Origin of the sequence: Pandoraea anhela, from assembly GCF_902459655.1 — a bacterium.
Taxonomy (GTDB): Bacteria; Pseudomonadota; Gammaproteobacteria; order Burkholderiales; family Burkholderiaceae; genus Pandoraea; species Pandoraea anhela.
Map to the genome: position 1 here is coordinate 31,912 of NZ_CABPSB010000025.1, position 24,069 is coordinate 55,980.

At 57.5% G+C, this 24,069-nt stretch carries 25 protein-coding genes and 1 pseudogene; 15 read left to right on the forward strand and 11 right to left on the reverse strand.

Features of this window, described 5'->3' with window-relative positions:
* Positions 1-84 precede the first annotated feature (84 nt).
* From PAN31108_RS23495 to PAN31108_RS27220, 8 genes and pseudogenes are all read right to left on the reverse strand, one after another.
* Positions 85-420 carry a 2Fe-2S iron-sulfur cluster-binding protein gene (locus PAN31108_RS23495; protein WP_150671178.1) on the reverse strand — a complete coding sequence of 112 codons (336 nt, stop codon included), beginning with the start codon at positions 418-420 and terminating at the stop codon, positions 85-87.
* 47 nt (positions 421-467) lie between these two features.
* Positions 468-1,253 (reverse strand): ABC transporter ATP-binding protein, encoded by a 786-nt coding sequence (locus PAN31108_RS23500; protein ID WP_150671179.1) that lies wholly within the window; start codon positions 1,251-1,253, stop codon positions 468-470.
* On the reverse strand, positions 1,246-2,196 hold the full coding sequence (locus PAN31108_RS23505; RefSeq protein WP_150671180.1) for an ABC transporter permease: 951 nt from the start codon (positions 2,194-2,196) through the stop codon (positions 1,246-1,248). The genes PAN31108_RS23500 and PAN31108_RS23505 overlap by 8 nt, the downstream gene beginning before the upstream one ends.
* Positions 2,193-3,428, reverse strand: coding sequence for a YlbE family protein (locus tag PAN31108_RS23510; protein WP_150671181.1), 1,236 nt, complete (start codon positions 3,426-3,428; stop codon positions 2,193-2,195). The genes PAN31108_RS23505 and PAN31108_RS23510 overlap by 4 nt, the downstream gene beginning before the upstream one ends.
* Positions 3,425-4,672, reverse strand: a complete 1,248-nt coding sequence (locus tag PAN31108_RS23515) for an NAD(P)/FAD-dependent oxidoreductase (RefSeq protein WP_150671182.1) — start codon at positions 4,670-4,672, stop codon at positions 3,425-3,427. Before PAN31108_RS23515 ends, PAN31108_RS23510 begins: the two co-directional genes overlap by 4 nt.
* Before the next feature lie 46 nt (positions 4,673-4,718).
* The gene (locus PAN31108_RS23520; protein WP_150671183.1) at positions 4,719-5,804 is read right to left on the reverse strand and encodes an ABC transporter substrate-binding protein; all 1,086 of its coding nucleotides are present in this window, start codon (positions 5,802-5,804) and stop codon (positions 4,719-4,721) included.
* Between the two features lie 411 nt (positions 5,805-6,215).
* Positions 6,216-6,608: a TetR family transcriptional regulator C-terminal domain-containing protein gene (locus PAN31108_RS26905; protein ID WP_246184117.1), complete on the reverse strand. Its 393-nt coding sequence runs from the start codon at positions 6,606-6,608 to the stop codon at positions 6,216-6,218.
* 30 nt (positions 6,609-6,638) lie between these two features.
* Positions 6,639-6,824 (reverse strand): annotated as a pseudogene (locus tag PAN31108_RS27220) (helix-turn-helix domain-containing protein); the annotation flags it as partial.
* 356 nt (positions 6,825-7,180) lie between these two features.
* Between PAN31108_RS27220 and PAN31108_RS23530 the strand changes: the two are divergent.
* From PAN31108_RS23530 to PAN31108_RS23555, 6 genes are all read left to right on the forward strand, one after another.
* Positions 7,181-7,594, forward strand: a complete 414-nt coding sequence (locus tag PAN31108_RS23530) for an ester cyclase (RefSeq protein ID WP_150671185.1) — start codon at positions 7,181-7,183, stop codon at positions 7,592-7,594.
* Positions 7,595-7,704: 110 nt separating this feature from the next.
* Positions 7,705-8,070, forward strand: coding sequence for a MarR family transcriptional regulator (locus PAN31108_RS26910; RefSeq protein WP_246184119.1), 366 nt, complete (start codon positions 7,705-7,707; stop codon positions 8,068-8,070).
* Between the two features lie 139 nt (positions 8,071-8,209).
* On the forward strand, positions 8,210-9,058 hold the full coding sequence (locus PAN31108_RS23540; RefSeq protein WP_281350148.1) for a TauD/TfdA dioxygenase family protein: 849 nt from the start codon (positions 8,210-8,212) through the stop codon (positions 9,056-9,058).
* Positions 9,059-9,109: 51 nt separating this feature from the next.
* A complete protein-coding gene (locus PAN31108_RS23545) occupies positions 9,110-10,435 on the forward strand; it encodes an MFS transporter (protein WP_150671188.1) in 1,326 nt (441 codons plus the stop codon).
* 58 nt (positions 10,436-10,493) lie between these two features.
* On the forward strand, positions 10,494-11,705 hold the full coding sequence (locus tag PAN31108_RS23550) for a porin (protein ID WP_150671189.1): 1,212 nt from the start codon (positions 10,494-10,496) through the stop codon (positions 11,703-11,705).
* 6 nt (positions 11,706-11,711) lie between these two features.
* Positions 11,712-12,572, forward strand: coding sequence for a fumarylacetoacetate hydrolase family protein (locus tag PAN31108_RS23555; RefSeq protein ID WP_150671190.1), 861 nt, complete (start codon positions 11,712-11,714; stop codon positions 12,570-12,572).
* A gap of 3 nt (positions 12,573-12,575) precedes the next feature.
* Here PAN31108_RS23555 and PAN31108_RS23560 read toward each other — a convergent pair whose 3' ends face one another.
* Entirely contained in the window at positions 12,576-13,490 is a 915-nt protein-coding gene (locus PAN31108_RS23560) for a LysR family transcriptional regulator (RefSeq protein ID WP_150671191.1), read from the reverse strand.
* A gap of 113 nt (positions 13,491-13,603) precedes the next feature.
* Between PAN31108_RS23560 and PAN31108_RS23565 the strand changes: the two genes are divergently transcribed.
* Positions 13,604-14,974 (forward strand): MmgE/PrpD family protein, encoded by a 1,371-nt coding sequence (locus PAN31108_RS23565; RefSeq protein WP_150671192.1) that lies wholly within the window; start codon positions 13,604-13,606, stop codon positions 14,972-14,974.
* A 113-nt stretch (positions 14,975-15,087) separates the two neighbouring features.
* Here PAN31108_RS23565 and PAN31108_RS23570 read toward each other — a convergent pair whose 3' ends face one another.
* Entirely contained in the window at positions 15,088-15,945 is an 858-nt protein-coding gene (locus PAN31108_RS23570; protein WP_150671193.1) for an alpha/beta hydrolase, read from the reverse strand.
* Positions 15,946-15,971: 26 nt separating this feature from the next.
* Here PAN31108_RS23570 and PAN31108_RS23575 point away from each other — a divergent pair, with 26 nt between their 5' ends.
* From PAN31108_RS23575 to PAN31108_RS23610, 8 genes are all read left to right on the forward strand, one after another.
* Positions 15,972-16,853, forward strand: coding sequence for an AraC family transcriptional regulator (locus PAN31108_RS23575; protein WP_306440166.1), 882 nt, complete (start codon positions 15,972-15,974; stop codon positions 16,851-16,853).
* A gap of 111 nt (positions 16,854-16,964) precedes the next feature.
* A complete protein-coding gene (locus PAN31108_RS23580; RefSeq protein ID WP_150671194.1) occupies positions 16,965-17,429 on the forward strand; it encodes a RidA family protein in 465 nt (154 codons plus the stop codon).
* A gap of 180 nt (positions 17,430-17,609) precedes the next feature.
* Positions 17,610-18,230 (forward strand): pyridoxamine 5'-phosphate oxidase family protein, encoded by a 621-nt coding sequence (locus tag PAN31108_RS23585; protein WP_174995122.1) that lies wholly within the window; start codon positions 17,610-17,612, stop codon positions 18,228-18,230.
* Between the two features lie 172 nt (positions 18,231-18,402).
* Complete coding sequence (locus PAN31108_RS23590) at positions 18,403-19,776, forward strand: MFS transporter (protein ID WP_150671195.1); 1,374 nt, start codon at positions 18,403-18,405, stop codon at positions 19,774-19,776.
* 308 nt (positions 19,777-20,084) lie between these two features.
* Positions 20,085-21,695: a flavin monoamine oxidase family protein gene (locus PAN31108_RS23595; RefSeq protein WP_150671196.1), complete on the forward strand. Its 1,611-nt coding sequence runs from the start codon at positions 20,085-20,087 to the stop codon at positions 21,693-21,695.
* 25 nt (positions 21,696-21,720) lie between these two features.
* Positions 21,721-22,143 carry a c-type cytochrome gene (locus PAN31108_RS23600; RefSeq protein WP_150671197.1) on the forward strand — a complete coding sequence of 141 codons (423 nt, stop codon included), beginning with the start codon at positions 21,721-21,723 and terminating at the stop codon, positions 22,141-22,143.
* A 14-nt stretch (positions 22,144-22,157) separates the two neighbouring features.
* Positions 22,158-22,673, forward strand: a complete 516-nt coding sequence (locus tag PAN31108_RS23605; protein ID WP_217426356.1) for a RidA family protein — start codon at positions 22,158-22,160, stop codon at positions 22,671-22,673.
* 197 nt (positions 22,674-22,870) lie between these two features.
* Positions 22,871-23,329, forward strand: a complete 459-nt coding sequence (locus PAN31108_RS23610) for an Lrp/AsnC family transcriptional regulator (protein ID WP_150671198.1) — start codon at positions 22,871-22,873, stop codon at positions 23,327-23,329.
* Between the two features lie 42 nt (positions 23,330-23,371).
* Here the strand turns inward: PAN31108_RS23610 and PAN31108_RS23615 are convergent, their stop codons facing one another.
* Positions 23,372-23,923: a cysteine dioxygenase family protein gene (locus PAN31108_RS23615; protein WP_174995123.1), complete on the reverse strand. Its 552-nt coding sequence runs from the start codon at positions 23,921-23,923 to the stop codon at positions 23,372-23,374.
* Between the last annotated feature and the right edge of the window lie 146 nt (positions 23,924-24,069).

A 24,069-nucleotide genomic window follows, 5' to 3' on the forward strand; every position in this document is an offset into this window, starting at 1 on the left:
CCTTCCGTGCCTGAAAGAAGGCGATGTTTCGTCCGATGTTTTTAAAATGGCCCACACCTCCGCGCAGTTCGCGCCAGAAGAAGGTCAGTATTCCTGCTCGGCAACTTCGACGCGCAAGCCCTGCATGGACTCGTCGACAGTGACCTGGCAAGCCAGGCGGCTGCGGGGATGCCGGTTGGTCAAGCTCGAAAGCAGCGCGTCCTCCCCCGGTGTCGGCGCACCCACTAGGCCCCAGGCCGTTTCCGATACACGAATGTGGCAAGTGCCGCATGCGGCGGATCCGCCGCAATCGCCCAGGATTCCAGGAATGCCATTCGCCAGCGAGATGCTCATCAGGCTCTGGCCTGGCTTGGCTTGCACCGTGAAAACGCCATCCGCAGGCGTGGTGAATGAAATTGAGATCATTTTCGCAGTGACCATATGTAAGTGCCGCAAGGCGTGGAATGATTGGCAAGAAGGTGGCGCGTTCAGGCGTTGAATTCAGACAACGAAGCAGAGCTCGACAGGTGGTTATCCAGCCGATCTCGCAACACCTGGAATTCATTCGACGAGATATCTCGTGGAAAGGCATCGGGAATCGTCACGATTTCCGTAATTCGCCCTGGCGTGCCGCTCATTAGAACCACCCGGTCCGCCAATGCCAGGGCTTCAGAAAGGTCGTGCGTCACCATCAAGACTGTCGCATGAGTATCACGCCATGTCGCAAGAAGATAGCTGTGCATCATCCGACGCGTCTGAATATCCAGAGCGCCGAAAGGCTCGTCCAACAGAAGGACTGAAGGTTCTGTCGAGAAAGCTCGTACGAGCGCCACTCGCTGTTTCATGCCCCCCGAAAGTTCAGATGGCGTGCAGTTTGCGAATCGTCCGAGGCCGACGCGCTCGAGTAGCGTCATGGCGCTTTTCCGGGCGTCTTCCTTCGGGAGGCCACGATTCTCCAGCGCAAAGGCCACGTTCCCCAATGCAGTCATCCAGGGGAAAAGGTTGTACGTCTGAAACAACAGCGCTGTGTCTGTGGTAGGGCCTGCGACTTGGCGACCGGAAACAAACACGTAGCCATCACTCGGCTGTTCGAGGCCAGCCACCATATTGAGAATGGTGCTTTTCCCGCAGCCGGACGGCCCAATGAAGGCGGTAAACGATCCGGCCGGTAACTTCAGCGAGATGTTTTCGACGGCCATCCGATCACGCCATCGCTTCGTAGCGTGGTCTATGACGATGCTTCCTTTCACGCCTGATGTAGTGACTTCAGCCATTTCTTTGCCACCAAATAATGTGCCCCTGCATCCAGAGCATTAAACGGTCCATTGCGAACCCCAGGAGGCCAATGGTTAATACACCGACCATCACCAACTTCATGTTGAACATCTGCTGGCCCGTAATGACCAGATAGCCCAGGCCGGAATTGATGCCTGCCATTTCACCGGCAAGCACCGCCATCCAGGCACCAAACAGACTCATTCGAAGCATGGTGAGGATGCTGGGGGCTGCGGCGGGCAGCAAGACATGCCTCCATAGTCGCTGCCTGGAAGTGCCCAGCGTCTGAGCAACCTTGATGTATTCCTGAGGCACCCCATCGAACGCGGCCACAGCCGAAATGGTGACGGAGCTGAAGATCGCCATGACCACGACAAATATCGCCGCGGGAACGCCCACCCCCACGATGGCAATAGCAAATGGGATCCAAGCCACAGGCGCGACAGGGGCCAGTGTCTGGACGATCGGCATGACGAGGCGCCTGACCACGCGCACTTCTATGACCAGTATCGAGACCACCATGGCTAGCAAGATACCAAGCAGGAGTCCGCCAAATATGCGTGCCATGGTGATTAGGCTAGACTCAAAAAGACTCGATTTCTGAACGCCGAACCCTACCGACGCCGATCCGCTGAAGAGATAGGGAAGCGTTTCGCTTGGGGGCGGAAGGATGTGCGGATTTAGTAGTCCGGTTGCCGCGCAGATTTCCCAGAGCGCCACAATAATTAGCCAGGCAAGCACGAACCAGCCGAGATTGCAGAGGGCATCTTTCGATAATCCTTGCTTCCGCTTTACGGTCTTTTCAGATGCCCCTGGAACGCGGATGCCAGGCAACTCGTCGCTCTGCGCCGGCAATGCATGAGATGGCTCTGCAAGCGAGGCATTGCGGGTATCTTCGATGGATGGCGTTTTTGCCGCGTCTATCGCATGCACTGAGTTCATGGCCGCTCCCGTTCAGATGTGACCTCACCAAGCGCATTCACGGCTGAAGCAAAACAGGCAACGGGGGCCTCGGCGACGCCAATGCCAATCCAGCCAGAGATCCCGTTGCGATGCGCAACGCCGGTATGAATGCGGACGCCGGTGGCTCGTTCGAGAACGGCGTAAGCATCAAGGCCCAGCCCTAGAGCCGGCGCTCCGGATAGCGCCGGTGCGCGCCAGGAATGGTGACCAGCAAACAGTCGTTGCATGGCGTTCCCGCAGGCTGTTGCTTCCTCCCAGCTTCTATCCATCGCTCGCGCAATCTCCGGAGACGTGTGGGCGATGCACCCTCCCAGACCAAAGGCCTCCATGATTGCGCTGTCTCCGAGGTCAGCGTGCGCGTCGACCTCGGAGAACCCGGGGAACCATGCACCTCTGGGCAAGACTGCCGGCGCCTTGAACCACCGCCCAGGAAGGCCTGCGATCTGAATGCCGCAGTCTGAGCCATTGCGGCTGATTGCGGTAACGATGCTCGATCCGGAGACCCCGACTGCTGCGTCAAGGCACAGCTTGGCAGCGGCCATCGCGTAATTCAGGAAGTGTTGCGGATGGCTGATGAGCCAATCGCGTACATCCATCGGCAACGATGGGGCCAACGCCGACAAGAAGGACAACATGCCGGCAATATTGCGTTGATGAACGTCGTCTCCAAGCTCAACTGCGCGCTCAAGCAACGGCAGCATGGGCAAACCATCAGGGGGGAGCGCTTGCGCAATCGCATCGGCAATCGTTGTTTCTACGAAACGCAGCCCTTGCGCGACGTCCGTACCATAGGCGCCGAACCGCAGCACGCGCTGTCCTTTTTCCGCAAGCGTCGCAAAACTGCATGCGCCACTCGCCTCGTCCACGACCCGAAACAACCGCTGACTCGGCCTAACGACCCCCGCCATGGGAGAGACGACACCTAACGAGTGGTTGGCGTGGAGCCTGATCTCTCCCTCAAGAATGAGACGCTTCGCGTCGATTGGGTTGCTTGCCCACCCCTCGTGCTGCACCGCGCCCATCAAAGCGTGAAGCAGCGTTGGCGCGGGCACCTGCCCTGGGTCCAGCGGCGGCCCGGCATGTCCAAGGCTTCGACCTTCGAAGCCAATGACGTCGCTTGCAAGAACGACTTCTTTCAGGATTGGAGCGCATGCACGAATGCGCTTCAGGGCGATTGCATTGGCGGCATTTGTCGATTCGCGGGCGCTCACACGGTCTCTCCGGTTGGCGTCACGTCGTTGTCAAACGGTGCGAGCACCTCATCGACCGAATGCCCGGTGATTTCGGCCATGCCTGGAACATGGGGAATCACCTCTTTCCATGGGCTGGAGGCGCGCGCCCAGATGTCGACCATGCGCTTGGCAAGTGGGGCGTCATGGATAAGGCAATCCATGAGCCCGCTCACAGTGGAGTCTGTCGGCACCTCGGCAAGATGTTTGCAGAAGGCGTAGATTTCTCGACTCTCGCGCTCGCGCCATTCAGGATAAGCCGTGGGCCAATCGCCGTTGACGATGAACGTTGACAGCGCTTCTGACGCATGCAAAGCGTCGCATATGCCCTGTGCGCCGGCGGGATGTTTAAAATGCGCCGCGTCGCCGACCAATGCCCAGCCGGCTCCTGTGTGCTGCCTATAGAAACCTTCGAGCTTTGTCGAGCCAAGTACGCGGCTGACTTTTGTCGCGCCTTCCAGCCGGGCCCACAAAGCGGGAATGGACTGAATGCGCTCCAGATAGAACGCCTCCATGTCGCTGATGCTGTTACGCAGGTTGACCGGACCATTCATGGTGACGACATGGTGATCGTCGTCCGCAGGGAAGTGCGCGCAGATCCAAGGAGGGGCGAAGAAAAAGTCCTGAGTGTTGCGCGACTTGGCTCCCTTCCAGTAAGCAAAGTAGAGCATCGTCTCGCTTGGCATCACCTTTTTCCGCTCGAGACCAAGGCATCGAGCCATCGTGGAGTTCACGCCGTCGGCCCCCACAACTAGCGGCGCACTGAATCGCTCCTCTCCATCCGGGCCTTGGCACACAATGCCGGTGACGGGGTCTGTCGACGTACCAGAGCCCAACAGAGAAACCACCTGCATCCCCTCCAGGACGACGCATCCCAGTGACCGAGCCTTGTTCACCAGGATGGCGTCCAAAGTGATGCGTCGCACGCACAACGCCCAGTCACGTCCATTCACCGGCGCATGGGGGGCGACTACCGCGCGTCCCTGGTGGTGCCAGGCCGTATACAGTGGCGGCGGCCGATGCGCCTCAATCTCGTCGAGCACCCCAAGTGCTTCAAGTCGCGCCAAAGTATTGGGGTAGATCACATGCGTGGAAAGCGTATCGGAAGGAAAACGAGCCCGGTCGACGGCTAGCACACGAAGCCCTTTGCGGACCAAATTGATTGCCAGGGAAGCGCCTGCGGCACGCGTTCCGACAATAATGACGTCAAAGGTTGAAGCGTTCATTGTTCGATAGGAGAGTTCTGAGGGCTTGGAGCGGGGGCAGACATAGTTATGCAGCGGGCTGCAACCTCAGGTCCATAACAGCGTCAGCGAAGTTGTCCTTGAAGTAACCCAGGGCAATCAAGTACTTCATACCGCTGCGAATGCCATTGACGCCGCTGGCTTGAATGACTGGATTGGGCGACTGGCGCCGCAGGGCCTCGTACAGAATCGCCTTAGGCGCGGAATAGATGGGTTCCAACTCGGCGACTGCTGCGTCGTAATCGGCCGCCATCGAGGCGGCTGCGTCTTTCAAGATCGCCATGTACGTTTTCAGTACGGCCTGCTTAGCGCTCAATGACTTTGTGGTCGTATTGATCACACAGTCCGGCGCATGCGGGCCCCACACTGAATTCGAATCTGTCAGGTACGTGGCGCCATTCTTCGCAACAACGCTCTGTGCATATGGCTGGGCAAGCGTACAAACATCGATAGAACCGTTTGCGATACCCTCCCCCATCCCAACCATGCTGGGGAAGAAGGTCATCTTGTAGTCGTCGTAGGATTTGCCATGCTTTGCCATGGTGCCGTACCCGACAAGCTCGAGCGTATCGAGCCGGAGCGTGCCGACTCTGAGCCCCTTTCCTGCTGCGTCGATAAACTCAGCCACATTTTTGACGCTGCCCTTACGGGCGACCAACTCGATGCCCGCCTGCCCGGACCCTCCAATAATGCGAAGTTCTCGACTTCCTTCGCCGTACGCGGCCATAGTCGTCGTCCAGGGGTTGTGCATGGCGTCCAGAGACTCGCTTAGCAATGCCTGCAGGTTTTCCGAGGGCCCATTGAACTGGGTCAGTTCGACATTCAAACCTGCCTTCGCAAATAACCCCCGCTTCTTCGCCAGAAGAACGTGTGAAACACAGCCTGCCGGCAGGTGCCCGATTCTCAGCCGCTCTCCGCCTGCGCGCGCTTCAGCACGTGACTCCGAAGCCAACAGCGCTGCACCGACAGGGGAAAGATAGAGTGCAGAGCAGCCGCAGCCTGCTAGAAAGGAGCGGCGTGACTGGAGGTGAAAAGGCGTATCGGCTGGCGATGCGCTTTCACCGTCGCTCAAAATGCTGGAATCAGCATGCGCTTTAACCCGGAACAGACTCATGAGCTTCTCCATAGGTGGCTGAGGTAGACCAATCAGTCTACGCAAAAAATGTGCCAACGATGAAATCAGTCAAAACGGCCTGTCAACGCGTGCGAGAGCTTGCTCGACGCCCGGGAATGGGGCTTACCGCATCGGAGGTGTGCCAAAAGAGGGCCGACAATGCGGCCTATTGGTGCGCGTTAAGCGAGGGCTTGGACGGGAGCTACCCGTTAGTTCCGGTGGGATAGTGTGCCTGGAGGGTGCCGAAGCAATATTCGATGTCCAATAGCGACAGATTGCTGCCTGTTTGACAGCACGCCGGGAGACAGCGCCCCGGCAATTACTGCTCGCGCTGACATGGGGCCACACCGATAAGCGGAGTTCCTCAGCGGCCGCCGCGAGGGGCGGCGCGAAGTTGGCGAGGCAAACGGACTAAATGGGCAGTTGTAGTCCTGCAGCGGTGAGCAGGTCGGCAGTAGTCTCGCGGGCCAGGTCTGCGACAGAGGCATCTCCGGTGACCATCGCTGCGATGATGGCGCCGTCGATGACCATCGCGATCTTGTCGGTCAGGCGCTCGGGCGAAGGCGCGCCAGCGGATTGGAGCAATGCGATGACCCGGCGGTCCACGTTTCTCCTGTGATCAAGAGCAAAGGTACGAACCCAGCCGCTCTCCTTATCGTGCTCCGCCACAGCGTTCAAGAAGATGCAGCCGTAAAAATCGTCTCTTCCAAACCATTCCTTCAGAAGGTCAAAAAGCGTCAATAACTGACCGAGGGGGGCAATGGAGCATTTCGGTAACTTTTCGTCGAACCACCGATACCACATGCTCGCCTCCAACTCGAAGACGGCCCGGAGCAAATTCTCTTTTGAACCATAAGTTAGGTACAGGGTGCGTCTGGCAACACGCGCCTCATCGAGCAAACGGGAGATGCCCGTCGCGTGAATTCCCTCCCTGCAGAAAAGGCGACGCGCAGACAGCAGGAGCTTGCGCTCAGCGGATAGATCGAAACTAGTAACCGTATCGGGTGATATAGATGACATTGAAGTGCGCGGAGATGCCGACCAGCGTCAATTGTGCCTGAAAGATGCGCGAAGGCACCGCATCGCCCCCCCACTCTGACATGGCTCATCTACACCACGGGCGTTTAACTCGGCGTTGCATGCAACGGGCACAGCGCTCTTGACGCTCATCGCCATTTCGCTCGTGCCGCAAGAACGCTTAGACAGGGCTGGGCACCTAGGGCGTTGCGAGGATCCTAGCTGGCAATTCTGTGGTACCCATATTGTCCCACGGTCAAGAGTCAGAACGTCCCCACATGTCAAACCTGCGCATCACAAAAAATACACAGCCTTACTGTATATAATACTTACACACATACTCCATATAGACCTCGAACATGGACACCAACAACTTGAAGCAAGTCGTGACGCGATTCAACCGCGAAGTGATCCAGGACGGCAATCGCGAATCGTTTGACGCCTTGATGTCACCTGATTTTGTCAATTGGTCCGCCCCCGACGCTTCGCTTCGCGGAGCGGAAACAATGTGGAGGACGTTTGATACCGTATTGCGTCCGGCACTCTCGGATATGCAGGTCCGAATTCTCGATCAGCTATGTGAGGGCGATAAGGTCACGACACGAAAGACCATCTCGGGTCGTCATACAGGACCGTTGCTCGGCATTGAGCCCACCGATCGGATGATATCGATCGACGTCATTGACATCGTTCGTATTCGCGACGGCCGATACGCGGAGCATTGGGGTGTTAACACGCTGGCAGCTGTCCTCGCCCAACTTCAAAACAAGTGAGGCCTGTCGAAGTGACCAGATCCCATCCTAAGGCGTCGTGCAGCGCCTGCAGCGAAGCAACCGTCTTGGCGGAGTCAATCCGTGACGTTGTCGGTCGTCTCGTGCGGGCCGTGCGCGAACATAGCGGGACGACATGGAACGCACAGAATGAAACCCTCGCTTTTCTCGAGCGAACAGGGCCGACAAGTGTTGCAAAACTCGCGATCGGCCGGGGCGTTACGCATCAGACCATGCGCTTGATCGTAGGGAGACTAGTGGATCAAGGGGTCTTACACCTCGTCCGGGACGCCGAGGATCGTCGTGCCTACCTCGTGCACATGACTCCGGCTGGACGGGAACAACTCGCGAGGGACAGGACTGCGCGAACGGAGTGGTTGGCTCAGCAGATCTTATCGAAAACCAGCGAGGAGGAACGCACACTTCTGGCAAGTGCCGTTTCGCTGTTACATCAATTGACTCGCGCAACCAAGCCATAAGAAACGCCAATAGAAGCGGATCGAAAAATCCCACTTGTTCGCGCCAAGGTCCGCTTTTTACACTCCGTTCTGTCATATCGAACATCGCCCGCCGCGGTGTTCGCAAACAAATATAAACAGAACACGGAGACTACAAATGATGATCGAACCTATAGGTCATCCCGAGCGCCAGTTCGGTGCGGTGATCAGCGGCTTGCGCGTCGACGAGATTACGTCGGACACCACATTCACGCTTCTCAGTCAAACACTCGCTCGATATGCAGTAGTCGGCATTCGCGATTTGCCGCTCGAAGATGAGGTTCAGCTGGCGCTCGCGGATCGCTTTGGCCCCATTCACCATTCGATCCTCGACGCATCGCGCAGGCGACTCGTCGATCGACGGCTGAACGACGTCGGCAATGTCGACGTCACTGGCAACTTGAGTGGCGCGACGAAGCCTGCTTACGGCGACTCGAACCTGCTCTGGCACGCGGACCTGTCGTTTCTTGCGCGCCCGGCACGCGTAACTCTCTTGTCCGCGCGCGTTTTGCCGCCCGCCCCTCCTCCCACCGAATACACCGACATGCGCGCGGCATGGGATGCGCTATCTGCGGCGCGTCAGCAGAAACTGGCGTCGCTCGAAGTCGAGCATAGCGTGTTCGTGCAACGGGCCAAATGCGGCTTCACCCAGTTCACGGAAGAAGAGCGTCGACAGGCCCCCCCGGCCAGACACGCGCTCGTACGTCGTCATGCGCAGAGTGGGCGATCCTCGTTGTATCTCTCGTCGAGCGCTTCGCATATCGTCGGATGGCCTGAGGAAGAAGGGCGCGCACTGATCGATGAATTGACCACCCATGCGACACAGCCCGATTTCATGTTGAGCTACGCATGGCATGCGAACGATCTGCTGATGTGGGACAACAGCATAACGATGCATCGCGCGACCCCTTTCGCATCAACCGAACACCGACGGGAATTGCGCTGGACGGCGACCGTCGAGACAACGTGACCGACACAGACAATACAGAATGCGCCGCAGCGCATCACAGGAGACACCCCCATGAGCTCGGTAATCTCATCCGTCACCACCGATACCGGCAACATCGAATCTCGCGCTTTCCGCAAGATCGATCTGCGTATCGCGGCCGTGTTGTTCGGCTGTTTCGTATTGTCCTACATTGATAGAGTCAACATCAGCTTCGCGCATTTGCAAATGCGCCAGGACATCGGCTTGAGTGACCAGCAGTATGGCTTCGCTGTGGGCCTCCTTTTCTTCAGCTATGTGTTGTTCGAGGTCCCCAGCAATCTGCTGATGGTTCGCATCGGAGCGCGCAAGACGCTGTCGCGCATCATGATCCTCTGGGGAATCGTCTCGACACTTACATTTGCCGTCCAGACGCCTTCACATCTGTACGTGGCACGCCTTGCCCTCGGCGCCGCGGAGGCAGGTTTCTTCCCGGGAGCATTACTGTTCTTCACTCGGTGGTATCCGTCAAGACGCCGAGCTCGAGTGATCGGCATGTTTGCGCTAGCAGTTCCCGTTGCGGGCTTCATCGGTGGTCCGTTATCTGGCTGGATTCTGCACGCGATGAACGACGTCGGTGGCATGCAGGCGTGGCGTTGGTTGTTCGTGATTGAAGGCGTCCCATCGATCATCGCAGGCGCGCTGCTCTACTTTTTTCTTACCGAGCGCCCGGAGGACGCGCGCTGGCTGACCGGCGCAGAGAAAGCCCTGATTGCCGACGCACTGGCATCCGAGCGCAATGCCAAGGGCAAAGATCTCGCCTCGCATCATTTCAGTGCAGCACTCAGGACGCCGCGCCTGTACATCGCTGCGCTCGTATATATGGCAGTTCCCTGGGTTGCGAACGTCATCACTTATTGGAGCCCTTCCATTATCAAGCAAGCGGGAGGCGTCAACACGGTCGACGTCGGCTTGTATTCGATGATCCCGTACATGATCGGGGCTGTCTGTATGCTGCTGATCTGCCGCAGCTCGGACATGCGCCTCGAACGACGTTGGCATTGGGCGGCTTGCGGAACGTTGGCGGCGTTGTCGCTGGTCGCGCAAACCTTTGTCATGCACGACCTGGCATTGACTATCGTCACATTCACCCTGATGACAATCGGTTTTCTCGGAATCGCGGCACTCTTTTTCACGATTCCGCTCGCCTACCTTTCCGGCACGGCAGCCGCAGGTGGATTGGCACTCATTAGTGCGCTTGGCCAGCTCATCGGCTCACTTGCGCCCATGGCGATCGGGCATATCAAGCAGCATACGGGCAGCCTCGTGGGCGGCCTGTACCTGGTTGCGGCAGTCGTCATGACCGCCGTGCTCATAGTTCTTCTGCTCATTCCTGCGCAGACCCTGCATGAGCGTCGCTGACCGCTCAATCCCCCGCTACGCGCGACAAAGAAGCTAAAAGAAAACGACTGGAGACACTATGAATAAGGTGCCACGCCTATGTGCGTTTGCGCTCGGGGTTGCATGCGCGAGCACTTCTTACGCGCAATCGAACGTCACGCTATACGGCCTCATTGATACCGGCATCACCTGGTCCAGTAATCAGTATGGCAGCAGTAATTGGGAAGTGACGTCAGGAAAGTTGTCGGGTGCGCGTTGGGGCATTCGCTTTACCGAGGATATCGGCGATGGATGGCGTGCGCTTGGGGTGCTGGAAAACGGGTTCAATTCGGCAAACGGGGCGGCCTTGCAGAATGGTCGCATGTTCGGTCGGCAAGCCTATATCGGCGTGCTCAACAACACGTACGGCACGCTGCTTTTCGGCCGGCAGTACACACCGCTCGCGCTGTACGGTGGATTTCTCACATCGGCACTACGCTGGGGTACCTCACTGATGGCGCACCCGCTCGACCTCGATCTGCTCGCCGGAACCACGCGCTTTAACAACGCGATCGATTACGAAAGCCCGAACTTCGGCGGCTTCACATACAAGCTGCAATATGCCTTCAGCAACCAAGCCTCCGGTTCTGCCGGCACCGGCTTCTCGAACAACCGTGAGTGGGGGAGCGCCATTCGATATGTCAGCAACGACCTCACGATCTCTGCCGGTTATGCGCAAATCAGCCGTCCTGATTCGGCTTCCAATGCGAACGGCGCCGTAGTCGGTGACTATCAGACCGCGCTGCCGTTGTGGGTGAGACAAGTTGATTCGACGTTGTCGGGCACCTCACCATCCGCAGCGGCACTCGTGGTGGGCATTCAAAAGACCGGCATGATTGCGATGCTCTACACGCTCGATCGATGGAGCGTCGGTGCTGTCGTTTCACGCACACTGCTCAGCGACGACGTCATGACGCACGCGAGCACGACCAACATGAATGGCAATGGCAGTCTTTCGCTTGACGTCGCAGAGCTTAATCTGACCTATCAGATAACTCCGGCAAATTACACGGGCCTAATGGTTACGTATTCTTCTGGTCAATTTCAGAGCGGCGCGACACACACGTCACCACACTGGTGGCAGATTGGCATCGCGAATGACTACTTCCTTTCCAAGCGCACGGATGTTTATGTCGCAGCAGCGTACGAAATTGGCGGGGCACGCGACGCAATCGCTCAGATCACCCTCAACGCCCCATCGTCCTCGCGCACTGAAGCTGGCGTGAGCGTGGGTATGCGGCATCGATTCTAGGGAGATATGCCGGTGAAACTGCTATCTTTCATGCGTGACGACCAGCTCACATGGGGTGCCCTTGTCGCACGCAACGAACAAGGCTTCGATATCATCGACGGACAGCAGGCGACTCACGGACGATTCGCAACCCTCGACGACGTGATCGCAGCGGAAGCGATCGGCCACATTGCCGACGCCCTGGTGAGCTCGACCGCGACGTTGCGTTCCAAAACCATCAATTGGCGAATTCCCGTCCGACCTCGAAAGCTGCTTGCGGTCGGTGGGAATTACGCCGCGCATGCTCGTGAGATCGGCATGAAGGAGCCCGCGGCCCCGGTTTTTTTTAGCCGCTTTTGCGATTCTCTCGTCGCACCTGAAGCGCCGCTGATTCGCCCACGTGTGTCGAAACAACTCGACTTCGAGGGTGAACTGGCGGTCGTGATCGGCAAGCCCGGACGTTACATCGATGCGAGCAAAGCCGGGCAGCACATTGCCGGTTATACGTGCTTCGACGACGGCAGCGTGCGGGATTTCCAGAAGCAGTCAATTGAAGCGGGCAAGAATTTCTACGCCACCGGATCGCTGGGCCCGTGGGTTGTCACTTCCGACGAACTCGCCGATCCCGCTCAGTGCGTGCTGTATACCCGGGTCAATGGCGAAGTGATGCAAAGCGCTCCCCTTTCCGATCTCATTCATCCTGTTACGTCTCTGATCGCCTACGCGTCCACATTCACACCGCTCGCCTGTGGCGACGTGATTGCGACGGGCACTCCCGCTGGCATCGGCGCGCGCCGAACGCCTCAGCGCTGGCTGGAGCCGGGTGATATCGTGGAAATTGAAATTTCGAGAATTGGCGTGCTAAGAAACGGCGTCACCGACGAATAGCGTTCACGCTACACGTATAGAACGGTGCAACTTGTCGTGTTCGACTATGCGCTCCACCACTCGCTGAATGATGGACTGTCGCTCATCGGTACGATACACAAGCGTCAGGTCATAACACTCCGGCGGCAATTGTGGCGACAGATCGATTACCCGTCCCGCATCGAGCAGCGGCTTTGCAAGTGCCATTGCTACGAGACCAATGCCGCCAGTCTCCTCAATCATCCTCAGCATGCTGATCATGTTGCTGCATGTATTCACATGCAGCGGCGATGCGCCACATTTTTTCAGTGTATCGAGCGAGCGCGGGAAAAACTCCGACGGTCGAGACACGAACCAGAGCGGCCTGCTATCCAGCTTTGCAGCCAGGTCGCACGCTTCGTCGAAACCCTCTTCCATTGCACTTGCGCCCATGAGCCAGCGCAGTTCCTCTGCCGCCAGCGACCGGGTGGCGAACATCGGGTGCTCGATGCGCCCAGCAACCACCGCAAGGTCCAGCTTTCCGGACTCCAGTTTGTGCAGCATGTTCATGCTCAGGTCTGTCTCGATGTCGTATTGCACCAGGGGCATATCACGACGCAGTTGTGCGAGCACGCGACCGAACCAGGTCATCGTCACGATACCAATGCCGAGGCGTAACGTGCCACGCGCGGAGGTCACATCGGCGTGCGTCGTGACCGCCTCCTCAAGTTGAATGACGAGAGGCTCGACACGCTCGATGAACTGACGGCCTTCCTCCGTCAGTTCCATGTTTCGCCCACGCTTTCTGAAGAACTGGATACCGAGCGACTGTTCAAGCTCTCGCACCCGCCCAGTGACCGTGGGCTGGGAGGCGTTGAGTCGCTCTGCAGCCGCGGAAAACGTGCCCACGCGCGCGATGCAGCACACAGTCTCGAGATTGGTCAGGTTCAGGCGGCTCATGAGCAGATTGTCGATGTGGGAAGCGATCGGAATGATCGATCAAACAATATTAAGATTTCGAGCTTATTTGAATAGGCGCAAATACGTACACTGAATCGCTAAGGAGACATCGGATGCCGGTAACTTATGTTGAAAGGCTCGCGGCGTTCATCGCTAATCGCAATGCAGACATGCTCACGGAGCTCGTCAATGAGAAGCTGCAGGCTTGCCTGCTATTCAATTTAAGCATCGCCTTCGCTGCGCCTACTGTGGACCCCATTCGTCACTCATTGGAAGCGGTCCATGCCATGAGCGGTAACGCCATCTGCTGGCGTACGGGGGAAGAACTTTCGCCCGCTGACGCCGCTTTTCGCAACGCCGCGCTGATCAGCGCCCGAGGCCAGAATGACACCCACGCAGAGATAAACGGACATATCGGATGCGTCGCGATTCCCGCAGTAATTGCACTCGCCCAATCTGGCAATGCGACCGCGGGAGATGTGTGCGCCGCACTAGCTTGTGCATATGATGTGGCGCCGCTGGTCGCGCGTTCGGTCGCGATTAAGAGCGGCCAAAGAGGCTTTCGCGGCACCTCGCTTTTCGCCACGTTCGCGGCTGCTGCCGGTGCTGCACGTGTGTTGAAACTAAACGTCGCACAATGCGCTGCAGCGCTCTCCATCGCAAGCCAGTTCTGCGGCGGAACGACGCAATGCTGGGCGGAGGGCACGCAGGAGTGGCTTATTCAAGTCGGCAACGCGAGTCGGGCAGGCGTTGTCGCCGCGTTACTTGCGCAAGGCGGCATGCGTGGCGCTATCAATGCGCTCGAGGGACCTAATGGCTTTTATCGTGCCTTTGTCGGCGACATTCCCGACTGGCATTGGGACGGCCAGGCCATTGACGAGATACTCAACGTGACGTTCAAACCTTTCCCGGGATGCGCAATCAATCAATTGCCGGTCAAAACGCTCATCGACTGCAAACGTCAGATGTGTTTTGGTGATAGTGACGTCAGCCGAATGACACTCGCGCTTCACCCCCTGTATGCGCGTTACCCGGGGGTTGATCGCTACGGCCCGTTCGAAAGCGCTACAAGCGCTATCATGAGTGCGCCGTTCATGTTGCAGACGGCGCTCGAGAATGACACGCTCACCATGGACGACTTCTCCCAAGGCTTTGGTCCGTCTTCGCGGCACGATCGGAGTCGCCAGATTGATGTTGTCTCAGACGATGCTCTTGAACCGTTTCATTGCTGGATAGACATTCAGTTACGAAATGGCTCTCGCACACGCGCTATCTCCGGCCCCCCGTCTAATCTGGCGTACTCGCTCATCGAATCCCGTTCGTTGACTGGAAAGATCGCACAAGAATGGCGAATCGCGGAGCGCGATCAAGCCCACGCCCTGCTACTGAAGCAGGTTGCAGCGTTATGCTCGGTGGAAGGACGTAGGCGTCGGATTCGAGATGTGTTCGATATGAGTGCTTTTCGCCAAATCGACGCGGGATAGTAGGTCTGCCGGACATCGAGCGCGCAACACAGATTAGGTATCGCTCCAATAATGGCCCGAACGGCGACTGTTACGGAGCGATACTGGATGCATCACGAGCGCGATGATGTCTGCTATCGACTATTTATCATCGCGAGTATCGCGTTTGACAGATCGCTCCCCTCAATGCCGACACGATCCACTGCATCGAAGTGGTGACCGTCACGCTGACGCACAATCTGGACATCCAGACCATGACCATTCAGAAGCGTCTGAAACTGGGCTTGCAACCGATGAAACTCGTCTGACTCGTCCCCACCTACACTGAGAATGTAAGGCAACGGCACGGGGGGAAGATGCTGGATCGGGCTGAAATCGGCAACTTCTCGTTCATTGAGCTGTACTGCTTCGTTCAGATAGCAGAGGCGAATCGGCTCGAGATCGTAGAGCCCACTAATGGCACATGCCCCTTTGATCAAATTGACCGGCGCGCCATATGAAAGCCAGTCGGTACCGGCCAATGCTGCGCTCAAATGACCGCCAGCCGAGCTGCCGCACACATAGATCGCGTCGCCATCGATCCCGAGTTCCGCCGCATGTCGATACAGATGCAATACAGCCTGTCGGTTGTCCTCGACGATATCCCCCATCCGAACTGCGGGCGCCAAACGGTAGTTCACGACCACGAAGTTGATGTCGTTAGCCTGATAGAGACCGGCGAGCACGCTGAAATCTGACTTGTCCAGCGATTGCCAGTAACCGCCATGAATAAACACCAACGTCGGTCTTCCGTTGCGTCGCGCGGGAAACAGGTCGTAGGTCTGCTTCTCATCGGGGCCGTACGCCACATCCTCATGAACAGTGGCTGCTCGGCGAAATGTCTCACTGGTGACAGCCCATCGAGAGAAGATCTCGAGATGATCGGGAATGCCCGCCCGAACGTTATATTGACGATCTAGTGCCTCTTGATCAAATGAACGGTAAACCGTCATGCTAGCCTCACTCATCGGAATTGAAGTTGATTTCCCGCCGTATTCTGTCGGCGCGAGAAGCGAATCTAAGACAGCCGCGCCACAACGGCGCGCGAGCAGGTGTCAATCTATACCGAGGTCACGCCATGTTCGGAAAGAGTGAGGATCGAGACGACTATCAACGGATCGCACGCCCTGTTGGCGGGATGGCGCGCGACCTGCCCGATCGGTTCTTCATCGATTACCACGAGCACGTCCGGGGGCAATTGATCTATGCGTGCTCAGGCTCCATCATCGTAACAACGGCCAAAGGGAGCTGGGTCGTGCCGCCGTTACGCGCCGTGTGGGTGCCGCCACAAGTGAGACACTGCATGCAAGCGGTCGGCCCCATCGAAATGCGAACGCTGTATTTCGACGCAGACCATACGCCCCTTCACTCCAGCGATTGCTGCGTGGTGTCGGTATCGCCTCTGCTACGCGAACTTATCGACTCGATCACCCGAATGCCCCTCGATTACGCGATGGATGGCAGAGATGCTGCCGTCGTGCATCTGCTGTATTACGAGATCAGACCACTAGGCATCGAACCGCTGCACCTCCCTATGCCCTCGGACGAACGCATTGCCCGCATCTGCCGGTGGATTCTGTCGAACCCAGCGGAAGAGACGTCCGTCGCGGCGTGGAGCCAGATCGTCGGCGCTAGCGAACGCACGATCATCCGCTTGTTTCCCGAGCAAACCGGCATGACTTTCACGCGATGGCGGCAGCAAGCCCGCCTGCTCGCGGCGGTACAGATGCTCAGCGCACAACGCTCGGTCACGGATATCGCTTCATCGCTTGGCTACGACAGTACGAGCGCGTTCAGCGCTATGTTCCGCAAGGCGCTCGGATGCACGCCGACCGAGTTCTTCAAGTCCGGGAGTTCCTGACGCCAAATGGCATAAGCGCGACAAACGTCGGCGTCACCGCCACATTTTCTGCTTTCGGCATCATCCAGAATTGAATGGCAGCCGCAGCCGCGGCGCTTTTCTGGAGATCATATGAGCGTCTACCAACGCATCGCCGAAGCGGGCCTCGTCCTGCCTCGCCTTTCAGTAACATCCGCGCCCTTCAAGCCCTTCAGGCTCTACGAAAACACGCTGATCGTCTCGGGACAGTTACCAGTGCGCGACGGCGCAACTGTCTGGACCGGCAAAGTGCCTGCCGACGTGTCCACCGACGACGCGCGTAACGCTGCGAGACTTTGCATCATGAACGTTCTCGGGTGGGCGCACGTTGCCACGGATGGACAGTTGGACCGCGTGGCGAGTGTGCTGCGCGTCGGCGGATTTGTTGCCACGTCGGAGGGATTTGCAGACGCACCGTCCATCGTGAACGCGGCGTCGGAGCTGCTAACACGACTATTCGGTGAAGCCGGGGCACACGCTCGCATTGCTATCGGCGTTGCCAGCCTCCCGTTCAACGCTCCCGTCGAAGTCGAAGCCACCTTCGCGCTCAACTCATGAACGCTTCGACAGGGCACGCCGACGTGGTCGTCCGCTAGTCATACCCGCGACTCGGGAAATCACAACAACTTGCGTCGGTGCATATCGCTCTCGGTCGTTTGCGTCGTATTGCGTCGCGGACGTCGATCAGGGAATTGCACACGAATAGCGACTAAAAATCGCCAAAATGAGACATCAAACATGACACCTGATTACCTCGATAGCTCGATGCGTCGGACCGATCTGGCATGGCACGACTGGCCTGCCATCGAAGCATTCTTGCGAGACGAACTGATTTGCCGTGCCGTCGTGAACGACGCCCCGTTTCCCTATGTTGTGCCGCAGAGCTTTACATTCACGGGGGATGCGTTCCTGATCCATTGCACTCGATTCGGACGATTCTCCCGACTGATCCAACAAAATCCGCACATCGTGATTGCAGTCGATCGCCCCGTGGCGCTGCTAAAAGCGCCCAAGGGACAAAACACGAGTCTCGAGTACTACAGCGTTATCGCGCGTTGCCGGGCGACTGTCAGCCTGGACACGCCTCATGTCATCGCACATCAGAACGAGGCGCTCGCAAAGTTTCGTCCGGAAAATGATCACACCCCAATAGAGCAGGGCGCTGCGAATCAGATCATGGCGATTCGCTGCCGAATAGAAAGCCTCAGCGCGAAAAAACGCATTCTTGCGGACGGACAGTACTCCCCTCCCGGTCTGCCACAGGCGCCGTATCTTCGCTATCCGTTCGAGCGCGGCGCGTGCGTATCCGGCTTGCCCGCGGGAGCCTTCGACCCCCAGCGTTTCGATCGCAGGACATGACCCGATAGTCTTCGACTTGCGACACGGAGAGTGCCTCATTTTGGCGTAACTTCGATCACTTACGACATTTTCCAGCGCGCCACGTGAGTTTTGGCGACCGACATTGATGCAGCCAGTACCGATCATCGGCACTGAGGAATTCAACGGAGTGTGTCAACACGGAGAATGTCGTATGAAGATGCAATCGATTGAAATGGGCCGCATCATGGCAGCGCAACGTCTCGAGCGCCTTCCAATCTGCGGGTATCACCGATGGTTGTTTATCGTCATATCGCTGGCGTTTTTCTTCGACAACATCGATCTCGCCACCATGACATTCGTGCTCGGATCGATCAAGGCGGACTTTGCGCTCACGAATATGCAGGCCGGCATGATCGGTAGTGCAAGCTTCGTCGGCATGGCAATCGGCGCAATCTGCTCGGGCGTTGCCGCCGACCGATTCGGACGAAAACCCGTATTTCAGATCAGCATGGTGATCTGGGGGCTGGGTAGCATCATGTGCGCCGTTTCACCGGGAGCGATGGGACTGAGCATATGTCGGGTACTCCTCGGGATCGGAATGGGAATGGAGCTGCCGCTCGCACAAACCATGCTTTCGGAGTTCATTCCAGCGCAAAGTCGGGGCAAATACCTCGCGTTGATGGACGGAAACTGGCCCGTTGCATTCATCTGCGCTGGGCTCTTGTCCTACGCCGTTCTGGCACATCACAGTTGGCGCATCCTGTTCGCCCTAGAGGCAGTCCCGGCCCTCTTCCTCTTCGCAGTTCGCCGCTATGTGCCCGAGTCGGCACGCTGGCTCGAGTCGCAGGGACGATACGCCCAGGCCGACGCAGTCGTGGAAAAAATCGAACGCTCGGTGATGCGTCGTCTCCGTCTGAGCGCCCTGTCTTCGATCTCGCCGACGACCGCGGAGCCGCTGGCCGTTGGGCAAGGTCTGCCCGTTATTTGGTCCGCCGATTATCGAATTCGCACCCTCGTCGTCGGAGCACTGTGGTTTTTCGCGCTGCTGGGGTTCTACGGGTTAAACACCTGGTTGGGCGCTTTGCAACAGGCGGCCGGAATCGAGGTGACGAAGTCCGTGCTGTTCACCGTGTACATCTCGCTCGGCGGCATTCCCGGCTTCCTCGTCGCCGCGTGGGCCGTAGAGCGGCTAGGACGAAAGTTGACATGTGTCGGCACCCTCGTCGGCAGCGCACTTGCCACATACACATTCGGGCAACTGATGTTGGCTGGCTCCGCTCAGTGGTCAATTTTTGCGGCGGGAGCGAGCATGCAATTCTTCGCTTTCGGCATGTGGGCGGTCCTATACGCCTACACGCCGGAACTGTTTCCTTCGAGAGCACGCGCCACGGGATGTGGATACGCGTCCCTCTGTGGTCGGATCGGCGCTTTGATCGGGCCGACGCTCATGGGCGCTATCGTCACCTGGTCGACACGCGACGCCATATTTCCGTTTGGTGCAGCGTGCTTCGCAATCGCTGCGGCTTGCGTTTGGTGCTTCGGCGTTGAAACCAGGGGAGCCCAACTCGAAACAGTATCGACATGACATCCTGCTTGATCTTTCAGCAGAAGCGCTGCCGTCCGCGTCCGGGGCAGCGCAGCCGGCAGACTTTTCAAGGGATCCTTAGTCTCCGCAGCTCCCATGACCTTCACAGCGTCCCGGCCCCATATACGACCGTTCAAAACGATGCACCACGCAAATGCGTTTCTCCAAATCCTCGTTCATGCGAATCGGCTCGCAAATAGTCCTTCGTCTGGCATTGAAATGAAAAAAGAAATCTAACGCACCAAACATAAGATTGATTCGCGTTGAGCCCATGACAAACGGCTCGCTGGAATCTATTGGAGATCTGGATGGACACAATTGGCACACACGAACAAAACCCCGACAAAGTGACGCGGCGGCAATTGCTTTCCCTTGCCGGCCGGTTCGCTGGCGGTGCAGCGATGTACCATACCGCTCACAGTCTCGGGTTCGCGGCCGAGTCGACGTTCACGGGCCCGCCCAGGCTTTCCGAAGCGAAACGTGGTGCCACGGTCCTGATACTCGGTGCCGGTCTGGCCGGGATGACGGCAGCCTACGAGCTTCGGAAAGTGGGTTACCAAGTCCGCATTCTCGAGTTCAACGAGCGCGCCGGCGGCCGCTGCTGGACCATTCGCGGGGGAGACACCATTACCGACCTGAGTGGTGAAACGCAGCGATGTGGCTTCGCCAAAGGCAATTACTTCAACGCCGGCCCTTGGCGAATTCCTTATCACCATCATGGTGTCATGCACTACTGCCGCGAACTGGGCGTCAAGCTTGAACCGTTCGTTCAGAACAACTTCAATGCCTATTTGCATAACACGAATGCGTTCGGGGGGAAGCCACAGCGCTTCCGGCATGTTCAGACGGATTACCAGGGCCATATCGCGGAATTGCTGGCCAAGGCCACAAACCAGGGAGCACTCGACGACACCGTGACGCAGGAAGATCGCGACAAGCTGCTGGAAAGTCTTCGGTCGTGGGGAGCACTCGACACTCGGATGAAATACGTGAAAGGCGCGTCCAGCAGTGCACGTCGCGGGTTTGAAGTAGACCCTGGCGGTGGATTGTCTTCAGCCCCCGTGCATTCGACGCCAATTGACCGTTCGACACTTCTCCGCTCTGACTTGTGGAAGCAGATCAGCACAGGACAGGAGTATGAATATGCACCCGCGATCTTCCAGCCGTCCGGCGGGATGGACTCAATTGCACATGCCTTCGAAAAATCGCTCTGGCCATTCATTCAGTACGCGGCAAAAGTAGTGCGGATTCACCAGTCGGACACCAAAGTCACCATTGCATTTGTCGATTCCAGGAATGGCGGAGCACCGCGTGAAGTCAGCGCCGACTGGTGCGTCTGCACCATTCCGCTCACCATTCTCAACCAATTGCAGGAATTGCAGGTCTCCGACGGCATGCGCAGCGCGATCGCTGCCGTTCCTTATGCAGCATCCTACAAAGCCGCCATTGAGTTCAAGCGACGCTTCTGGGAACAGGACGAGAGCATTTACGGCGGGATCAGTTATACCAATTTGCCCCTTCGCCAGATCGCTTACCCCAGCGACAATTTCAACGCGTCGGGCCCCGGTGTCATGCTGGCGGCTTACACGTTTGGGGTGAATGCATTCGAATTCACAGCCCAACCTCACTCACAGCGGATGCAACACGTTCTCGACTTCGGCGCCAAGATCCATCCGCAGATGCGTGAGGAATTCGCCAGTGGCATCGACGTGGGTTGGCATCGAATGCCGTTCAGCCAGGGGTGCTACGGCCTGTGGACGCCCGAAACTCGAGAGAGGTACTACGACACTGTGTGCAGTATCGACGGCCGGTTGGTGCTCGCCGGCGAACATGCGTCATATCTTCCGGCCTGGCAGGAGGGAGCCGTTCTGTCCGCGCTAGACGCCATTGAACGCCTTCACGCCAAAGCGATCGCATGACCGTTCAATCCACAGGAGATAACACATGAAAAAGTTGATCGCACCAGTCACCTCCATCGTCATGATCGCGCTGGTGAACCAAAGCGTGCATGCCGGCCCGGCGAACGGAACGTCCCCAGATCCCACTTTCTCGACTGGGGGCGTGTTCAATCAACGCTCAGGGAAAGCCATCTACGAAGCCGTTTGCGCGGGGTGTCACATGCTCAACGGCGAAGGTGCCAAAGGTGCCGGATTCTATCCGGTGTTGTCGAAAAACCCTCGACTTGCTTCACCGGCCTACCCCGAGTATGTCGTAGTCCACGGGCTTCGAGGCATGCCCCCTATTGGGCCGTACCTGTCGGATCAACAGGTTGCAGACGTTGTAACGTACATACGCACAAGCTTCGGCAATCAATACCCGGACCCGGTGAAGATCGACGATATTGCGAAAATTCGCACCGGCAAATGATGGAGATTAAAACGATGAACCTCGATTGGTGCACTCGCTCGACTATCGGAACCATGACGCTCCTTCTGCTCGGCCCCGTCTCGCAAGCCTCAGAATCGCCAAATGTGATACGCACCATCGCGCCCGATAGCAAACTTCCCATCGCGCAAGCCGTTGAAATACCCGCAGGCTATTCGACCGTCTATTTGTCGGGCGTCGTCCCCGCGAAAACGACTAACGCACCCGGTCGCAATGCCTACGGACACGATACTCGCGAACAGACACTGAATGTCTTGCAGCGCATCGCTGCCCAGTTGTCCACCCTGAATTTGAGCATGCGGGACGTCATAAAGATGCAGGTCTTTCTCGTCGCGGATCCAAACAAGGGCGACAAGATGGACTTCGGCGGATTCATGGATGCTTACCGGCAGTACTTCGGCACTGCTGGGCAGCCCAATCTCCCCGCGCGATCGCTGGTTCAGGTGGCCGCACTGGCAAGCCCTGACTTTCTTGTAGAAATCGAAGTCGTGGCGGTAAGACCGCTTCCCTGACGCACCGATGCGAGAACTCGCCTGAATGGTCGCTCTCCTCCGAGGGGGAGATGACTACCTCGCCGCATTTCCAAGAGTGTTTCATTCTCACCCGTAGGGTATTCCACAGTAATTTACTGCTTGAAACAATCTCGCAAAAAAATTTAACTCTTAGTCATGGTCCTGCCCTATGAACTCTGAATTTACGGCCTTGTCTCATGGATAGTATCGACAAAAGGATTATCGAGATTCTGCAAGAGAACGCAGAAACTCCGATTCAGACGATTGCAGAGCGAGTCAATCTCTCGACCACACCATGCTGGCGTCGGGTTCAAAAACTGAAAGACACAGGGGTCATTCGGCGGCAGGTCGTGCTTTGCGATGCAAAACATCTGAATGTCGGGATTACGGTTTTCATCACAATCCGTACGGCGCAACACTCGCCAGCGTGGCTCAATAAGTTCGTAAAGCACGTGGGTGACATTCCGGAAGTCATCGAGTTCTATCGAATGACGGGGCGTATTGACTACATGCTGCGCGTGGTTGTCCCCAATATCGAAAGCTATGATCGCGTCTACAAACGGCTGATCGACATTGCCGATCTGTATGATGTCAGTTCGTCCTTTGCGATGGAGCAACTCAAGTACACCACGGCACTTCCAGTTGACTACGCATAACTACACCGTGGAGGGCGCCCGAAACGCCCTCCGTAAGACGCCTCAAGTTATGAGTTCGGCGATGCGATTGACGTGGGTGGCGATTCGTTCCCCCTCAACGCCGTACACATGAACAGAGATCGCGACGTGTTCACTCGTGTTACGTAATCGGTGAACGGCGTCCATGCCGGCATGCCCGCCGACCACGGTACCTGCAGGACGTTTCTCGCTCCCGACCTGCGTAGCCTTACCCGTCGCTCTGTCCCAGGTGAACTGCTCCTCGAGCAAAACCCCCGTCATCACGGCATACGAGCACCATGTAAAGTGTCCGTGAACCGGCGTGTACTGTCCGGGATTCCACACCAAAGCCACGATCGTGAACCTGCCCCTAGGGTGTGCGTACATCACATGCCGCGTGTACTGCGCCGAACTGCCTTGCTGCTGGGCTTTCGTAAGCAACGCATCGCAATCAATATTGCTCTCCAAGAGTCGACATACCTCATGGGGAATTCGGGTCGCAGGTGCGGTGTCGCAGATGTGTTGGATCCCTCCGATTAGCGCCTGCAGACGTGTCGTCAGCGCCACCGGCAAAGCTGATGTGGAAAAGCGGTTCATGATCGGAATCAATTCTCGTAATCGATGCATAAATGCTACGTCACAACGATTAGAAAATTGACCGAAAGATCCCACGTGTTTCCATGCTTATCGGCGCGTTTTTCTACGCCACACAAGCTGAAAGAAAAACTTTCCTAACGGAAGCC

Coding starts and splice junctions, on each gene's coding strand:
- PAN31108_RS23560 (WP_150671191.1), bottom strand. CDS start 13,490: ATGAGCCGCCTGAACCTGACCAATCTCGAGACTGTGTGCTGCATCGCG.
- PAN31108_RS23530 (WP_150671185.1), top strand. CDS start 7,181: ATGGACACCAACAACTTGAAGCAAGTCGTGACGCGATTCAACCGCGAA.
- PAN31108_RS23540 (WP_281350148.1), top strand. CDS start 8,210: ATGATCGAACCTATAGGTCATCCCGAGCGCCAGTTCGGTGCGGTGATC.
- PAN31108_RS23605 (WP_217426356.1), top strand. CDS start 22,158: ATGAACCTCGATTGGTGCACTCGCTCGACTATCGGAACCATGACGCTC.
- PAN31108_RS23580 (WP_150671194.1), top strand. CDS start 16,965: ATGAGCGTCTACCAACGCATCGCCGAAGCGGGCCTCGTCCTGCCTCGC.
- PAN31108_RS23570 (WP_150671193.1), bottom strand. CDS start 15,945: ATGACGGTTTACCGTTCATTTGATCAAGAGGCACTAGATCGTCAATAT.
- PAN31108_RS23615 (WP_174995123.1), bottom strand. CDS start 23,923: ATGAACCGCTTTTCCACATCAGCTTTGCCGGTGGCGCTGACGACACGT.
- PAN31108_RS23495 (WP_150671178.1), bottom strand. CDS start 420: ATGGTCACTGCGAAAATGATCTCAATTTCATTCACCACGCCTGCGGAT.
- PAN31108_RS23520 (WP_150671183.1), bottom strand. CDS start 5,804: ATGAGTCTGTTCCGGGTTAAAGCGCATGCTGATTCCAGCATTTTGAGC.
- PAN31108_RS23500 (WP_150671179.1), bottom strand. CDS start 1,253: ATGGCTGAAGTCACTACATCAGGCGTGAAAGGAAGCATCGTCATAGAC.
- PAN31108_RS23590 (WP_150671195.1), top strand. CDS start 18,403: ATGAAGATGCAATCGATTGAAATGGGCCGCATCATGGCAGCGCAACGT.
- PAN31108_RS23505 (WP_150671180.1), bottom strand. CDS start 2,196: ATGAACTCAGTGCATGCGATAGACGCGGCAAAAACGCCATCCATCGAA.
- PAN31108_RS23610 (WP_150671198.1), top strand. CDS start 22,871: ATGGATAGTATCGACAAAAGGATTATCGAGATTCTGCAAGAGAACGCA.
- PAN31108_RS23595 (WP_150671196.1), top strand. CDS start 20,085: ATGGACACAATTGGCACACACGAACAAAACCCCGACAAAGTGACGCGG.
- PAN31108_RS23555 (WP_150671190.1), top strand. CDS start 11,712: ATGCCGGTGAAACTGCTATCTTTCATGCGTGACGACCAGCTCACATGG.
- PAN31108_RS23515 (WP_150671182.1), bottom strand. CDS start 4,672: ATGAACGCTTCAACCTTTGACGTCATTATTGTCGGAACGCGTGCCGCA.
- PAN31108_RS23545 (WP_150671188.1), top strand. CDS start 9,110: ATGAGCTCGGTAATCTCATCCGTCACCACCGATACCGGCAACATCGAA.
- PAN31108_RS23550 (WP_150671189.1), top strand. CDS start 10,494: ATGAATAAGGTGCCACGCCTATGTGCGTTTGCGCTCGGGGTTGCATGC.
- PAN31108_RS23600 (WP_150671197.1), top strand. CDS start 21,721: ATGAAAAAGTTGATCGCACCAGTCACCTCCATCGTCATGATCGCGCTG.
- PAN31108_RS23565 (WP_150671192.1), top strand. CDS start 13,604: ATGCCGGTAACTTATGTTGAAAGGCTCGCGGCGTTCATCGCTAATCGC.
- PAN31108_RS23585 (WP_174995122.1), top strand. CDS start 17,610: ATGACACCTGATTACCTCGATAGCTCGATGCGTCGGACCGATCTGGCA.
- PAN31108_RS26905 (WP_246184117.1), bottom strand. CDS start 6,608: ATGTGGTATCGGTGGTTCGACGAAAAGTTACCGAAATGCTCCATTGCC.